Source organism: Dolichospermum circinale AWQC131C (genome assembly GCF_000426905.1).
In the GTDB taxonomy this organism is placed as follows: domain Bacteria; phylum Cyanobacteriota; class Cyanobacteriia; order Cyanobacteriales; family Nostocaceae; genus Dolichospermum; species Dolichospermum circinale.
Window position 1 is genome coordinate 102,707 of record NZ_KE384612.1, and the last position, 4,351, is coordinate 107,057.

General features: G+C 38.2%; 4 protein-coding genes. All 4 read left to right on the forward strand.

The features are described from left to right. Positions 1–72: 72 nt before the first annotated feature. Positions 73–426, forward strand: coding sequence for a hypothetical protein (locus ACIR131C_RS0111490; protein ID WP_028090305.1), 354 nt, complete (start codon positions 73–75; stop codon positions 424–426). Positions 427–722: 296 nt separating this feature from the next. After that, the gene (locus ACIR131C_RS0111495) at positions 723–1,682 is read left to right on the forward strand and encodes a cell division protein FtsQ/DivIB (protein ID WP_028090306.1); all 960 of its coding nucleotides are present in this window, start codon (positions 723–725) and stop codon (positions 1,680–1,682) included. 710 nt (positions 1,683–2,392) lie between these two features. Beyond that, complete coding sequence (gene ftsZ / locus ACIR131C_RS0111500; RefSeq protein WP_028090307.1) at positions 2,393–3,697, forward strand: cell division protein FtsZ; 1,305 nt, start codon at positions 2,393–2,395, stop codon at positions 3,695–3,697. 352 nt (positions 3,698–4,049) lie between these two features. Beyond that, the coding region (locus ACIR131C_RS26050; RefSeq protein WP_035371880.1) for a hypothetical protein at positions 4,050–4,351 on the forward strand (302 nt) is incomplete at its 3' end.

A 4,351-nucleotide genomic window follows, 5' to 3' on the forward strand; every position in this document is an offset into this window, starting at 1 on the left:
CCAATATTTAACTTTGTTGTTGATTTAGAAACTTTTCCAGTATCCTATTAGTTTTATGGAGTAGAACCTTTCATGGAGCATGATCAAAATTTGGCCTGTGAGGATTTATCCTGGCAACTACAGGCGATTTCTAACGCGGTAAAAAATGTAGCTGAAACCTGCGAGGGGGATGTAATTGCTATATTGGCTGTGTTACGTCATTTAGAACAATTACACAGAGAAATTCGGGATGGAGTGTTTCAGGAAAATTTGCCCGATAATCGCCAAAGACTGTACTCATTGCTCAGAAATATCGAGTCGGAAGGAGGTTGGCCTTATATTGCCAGAATGCGAATACAAGCTTTGTTAGTGAATTTGTCGCAGTCAGCTAGTAATGAGGATACTCCTCCCAACCACAGTCATGATGTTTTTCCATCCTCAGAATAGATTAGCGTTAAAAATTGTTGTTGTGAACAGGGAAGGGGGAAGAGGCAAGAGGGAAATTTTACTTTTCTGGAGAAACTGTGATTTTCTGCCCCTCTCTAGTGAGAGTAAAATTATTATGTAAATTAATGTAAATTAATGTAGGTTTATGAAACCAAAGGCTGTAAAGAATTGGGCGCAGGCTGATACTGTTGCCGGACTTACGCAACTGGTACATTAAATATTTGACTATATTTTTAGTAACTATAAGTGAACTCAATATCCAAAATAAATTCGATTGTGATTGACAAGGAGTACAAATGGCTGGAATATTATCGGTTTCTCGGACAAATTTAGCTCAACGTCGGCAGAAATTACGCCGTCAGCGACAAATCAAAGTTATTCAAGCTATTTGGCGAACGGTTGCTGTGACTGGAATTGCTTCAGCCTTGTTATGGGTGGCAATCCACCCAATATGGGTATTAAAGGATTCAAAGCAAATAGTGATAAAATCCAGTAATAAAACTGAACCGGCTCAAAAGGACATTTATTCACTGTTAGGATTATCCTCTCCTCAGTCTTTATGGCGAATTGAACCTTCCGTAATTGCTGACTCTTTAAAAAAACAACCCAATATTGCCCAAGCCACCGTTAGTCGTCGTTTGTTTCCACCTGGTTTAATTATTGAAATCCAGGAACGAGTTCCTGTGGCCATAGCCCAAATAAGTAAAAAAAGTAAACAGCAAACTACCACTAGTTGCACAGTTGTACCTTCTGCTCCGGGCAAGTCTGCTGATGTTAAGCCTTGTGTACAAAATAACAGTGCAGCTAATCAGCAAAGTGAACTAGGTTTACTAGATGCTAGTGGGATCTGGATGCCCATGGCTAGGTATATGTCAATGAATCCTCAAGGGAAATTACCCCAGATGATGGTGATTGGTTCTCCCTCACAATATAGGCCATTCTGGACTCAACTTTATGAAGCTATTCGTCAAAGTTCTCTCAAGGTGACGGAAATTGATTTTCAAGATCCCACAAATTTAATTTTGACGACTGAATTAGGAATTGTACATTTGGGTAGCCCTAGCGACAAATTACCTAAACAAATTCAGGTACTGGAGGGAATGCGCGATTTAGGGACTCAAGTTAATTCTAGTCATATGGATTATATTGATCTAAAAAATCCTACCATGCCATTAGTACAGGTGAATCAAAAAAAATCAGACTTAGATATCAAAAAATCGGCACAACTGAATACAAAACCCATCCTAAATCCCTGAATACTGACATTTTATTGAATTAAACTGAGTTTAGTAATTTTATATTTTGGCAAATTGGCAAATTGGTGTATATTATACATATAGATTTCCAATTTTGCAGCCATTAGTTAAAAAATCATGGTCAGGGTTTGAAACGGTTGTCAAATCAATATCTGACTATTCTGAAAAAATATGAGGAGGTTATTAAAAGTTATTGGTAGGATTAAGGTTTATCGAAAAGCTAAGTAATCAATCAAATATTCTATTTGAAGTAGTGCCAGCAACTTTACACCTAGAGATGGGTATGAGATCAATAAACATCTAGGGTTTTTTGGAACTATACTTTTTAGGAATAGGGGAAAGTTAGCAACATTAGCGTTTGGTATCGTGTACTATACAGCTAATTATTTTATTTCACAAATCCACCAAGAGAAAAATCGGCAAAAAACAAAATTTATACAGCAGTAATCAAAGCTGCTAGTCCATCTAAAAACGCCATAACCATTTTACAGCAAGTATTTGACTTTGAACCGTGACTTTTGTTGTTTTTGTCAAAGTTAAATTTTATGCCTGAATCAGCGAAAAATTACTAGATATAGCCTACAACGTCAATAGGCTGGTAAATAGTAAAAACAATAAAATACGATGCCAATTTTGGCAACGTCAAAATATAGTTGACTGTTAAGTAAATCACACCGATAAAAGTCGTTTATCTATCCTTCGCAAATCCAATGACACTTGATAATAACCAAGGGCTAATCTATAACTCTCAAGCCGGAAACCAGCCAGGATTCTCTCTAGCAGTTAACGCCACGAATCCTTTTAATAATTCTTCTTTAAACTTCACCCAAGGTCAAGATCATAAGAGAATTTCTACTGAAAGTAGGAGTATTGGTGAAATTGTTCCAGGTCGTGTTGCTAACATCAAGGTGATTGGTGTCGGTGGTGGTGGTGGTAATGCTGTCAACCGCATGATTGAGTCTGATGTGTCTGGAGTAGAGTTTTGGTCAATTAATACTGATGCCCAAGCTTTAACTTTAGCAGGCGCTCCCAGTCGTTTACAAATTGGGCAAAAGCTAACTAGAGGTTTGGGTGCAGGGGGAAATCCCGCTATTGGTCAAAAGGCAGCGGAGGAATCTCGTGATGAAATTGCTACTGCTTTAGATGGTGCGGACTTGGTATTTATTACTGCTGGTATGGGTGGGGGAACTGGTACAGGTGCTGCCCCAATTGTCGCGGAAGTAGCCAAGGAAATGGGCGCTCTCACCGTTGGTGTGGTGACTCGGCCGTTTATCTTTGAAGGACGCAGACGCACTAGCCAAGCGGAACAGGGAATTGAAGGCTTGAAAAGTCGAGTTGATACTTTAATTATTATTCCTAATAATAAGCTCTTGGAGGTGATTCCTGAACAAACTCCTGTCCAAGAAGCTTTCCGCTATGCCGATGATGTGTTACGTCAAGGTGTGCAGGGTATTTCTGATATTATTACTATTCCTGGTTTAGTAAATGTTGACTTTGCTGATGTGCGGGCTGTTATGGCTGATGCAGGATCGGCTTTAATGGGTATTGGTGTAAGTTCAGGTAAATCTAGAGCTAGAGAGGCAGCGATCGCTGCAATTTCTTCACCTTTGCTAGAATGTTCTATTGAGGGTGCTAGAGGAGTTGTGTTTAATATTACTGGTGGTAGTGATTTAACTCTTCATGAAGTGAATGCTGCTGCGGAAACAATCTATGAAGTGGTTGATCCTAATGCCAATATTATTTTTGGAGCGGTAATTGATGACAGACTCCAGGGAGAAGTGAGAATTACTGTGATTGCTACTGGCTTTACTGGGGAAATTCAAGCACCTTCAGCGCAAACTGTCGTTACTCCCAGAGTGGTTACACCTACTCCCACTTCTACTACTACCAGAAGACCTGCACCACTACAACCACCTGTTAATAATCCCCCCCCAGTTGTAGAACCACCAAAGGAAAAACCCTCTTTGGATATTCCTGACTTTCTACAAAGACGACGGACACCACCCAGAAACTAGTTCAAGTTGTCAGGATTGGTAACATACCAAAATCTCTATAAACCTTTATTAAGAAAGGTTTAGAGTTGTTACGCACAATTTTTTATTCTCAATAAGAATTGTGTAATGTCTATATTTTCGTTGTTTATTGCGACTAAAGATATGTTAATAAACCAAATTCTCATTTCAAATTCTCCTTGGAATTTCTCTCTAAACTTGTGGTTTTATAATCTTTAATCCTGAATAGAAAAACCAGATCCCCGAATTTTAGTATTGATTCAGCATTCATTGATATCATTAAGGAAAAAACGGGGATATCGCATCTATTGTAGCTTGATTAAACCTCCTAAATTCTGACAATTTCATAACCATTATGTCCGACTTTAATAATGACATCAATAACTACATCCAAGACTTACAAGAAAATAGTCAACGCGGTGGAGAACGCAGTCATTACCCCAGCCTAAAACGACTAATTGAGGGTTTAATGATGGGGATTAATGCTAGAATTGAAGAGAAAGGTAATCAAGCAGGAATACCAGATTTAACTATCAGAAAAAATGAGCGGATTTTAGGATATATAGAAGCTAAAGATATTAATATTGATTTAACTAAAATCGAAAAAACACCACAACTCAAACGTTATTTAGAATCAAATATTGGTGACAATTTGAT

What these genes read in the sequence shown, in the direction of transcription:
- ACIR131C_RS0111490 (WP_028090305.1), top strand. Translation starts at nt 73, where the DNA reads ATGGAGCATGATCAAAATTTGGCCTGTGAGGATTTATCCTGGCAACTA.
- ACIR131C_RS0111495 (WP_028090306.1), top strand. Translation starts at nt 723, where the DNA reads ATGGCTGGAATATTATCGGTTTCTCGGACAAATTTAGCTCAACGTCGG.
- ftsZ (WP_028090307.1), top strand. Translation starts at nt 2,393, where the DNA reads ATGACACTTGATAATAACCAAGGGCTAATCTATAACTCTCAAGCCGGA.